Source organism: Pseudomonas sp. RA_35y_Pfl2_P32 (assembly GCF_963970735.1).
Lineage (GTDB): Bacteria > Pseudomonadota > Gammaproteobacteria > Pseudomonadales > Pseudomonadaceae > Aquipseudomonas.
In genome coordinates this window covers 1-901 of sequence record NZ_CAXAQF010000071.1, presented here as the reverse complement: position 1 = coordinate 901, position 901 = coordinate 1, and the positions used below count along the sequence as shown (strand labels likewise).

The 901-nt window shown below is 61.0% G+C and carries 1 protein-coding gene and 1 pseudogene; both read left to right on the top strand.

Annotated elements, in window-relative coordinates; genetic code table 11:
* Window positions 1-187, top strand: a pseudogene (locus AACY45_RS27105) (hypothetical protein); the annotation flags it as partial.
* The gene (locus tag AACY45_RS27100; protein WP_125976453.1) at window positions 168-854 is read left to right on the top strand and encodes a response regulator; all 687 of its coding nucleotides are present in this window, start codon (window positions 168-170) and stop codon (window positions 852-854) included. The pseudogene AACY45_RS27105 and the gene AACY45_RS27100, both read left to right, overlap by 20 nt.
* Window positions 855-901: the final 47 nt, after the last annotated feature.

The window sequence follows — 901 nt, the reverse complement described above, 5'->3', positions numbered from 1 at the left end:
CGTCGGTTGGGTCGAAACCGCGCACGAGGTAGCCGCCAATATTCTGATCGGAGCGGTCGCGCTTCATGTCATTGGCGCCATCGTCGAAAGTATGCGCCACCGCGAAAATCTGCCGCTCGCCATGATCACTGGCTACAAGCGCGCGCCTCTAGGGACCGATATCGACCATGCGCCTGCTGCTGATTGAGGACAATGCGAGGCTTGCGGGCTTGATCCGCGAAGGTCTGGATCGACAAGGCTTCGCCGTAGATTGGTATGAGACCGTCGAAGGGGCGGAATTGGCACTGAAGATTGCCGACTACGACTTGATGCTGCTCGATCTTGGCTTGCCGGACGGCGACGGGCTTGATCTCGTACGCAGCGTCAGGGCACGCAAGGATGTCACACCGATACTCGTCCTGACCGCGCGCGGTGGCCTCGACGACCGGGTCAACGGGCTAGACGCTGGCGCGGACGACTATCTGGTCAAGCCGTTCCAAATACCCGAATTGGCTGCACGGTGCCGTGCTCTGCTACGTCGACCAGGCGCATCGCTAGGAACGCAGCTGATCGCCGGCAATGTCGCGCTCAATTCAGCGGCTCGCTCATTTTTCGTGGCGGGGAAGCTGGTTGAAGCCACGCCGCGCGAGGTTGATCTCCTAGAGGTGTTATTACGGCGCACGGGTTCGGTCGTTGCCAAGCCTGCCCTCGAAAATGCGCTTTATTCGATGGACGCAGAAGTGACCCCGAACGCACTTGAGGCGTCAGTGTCACGGCTACGCAAACGGCTCGCCTCGGCAGGCGCCGACGTTCAGGTTCGCACTGTCCATGGTGTGGGCTATGCGCTGTTCTCGCCACCGCCTAACGATGAGTAGGTCGACCGACAGCTCGCCCGGTGCACGCAGCCCAACCTTGTTTCGCC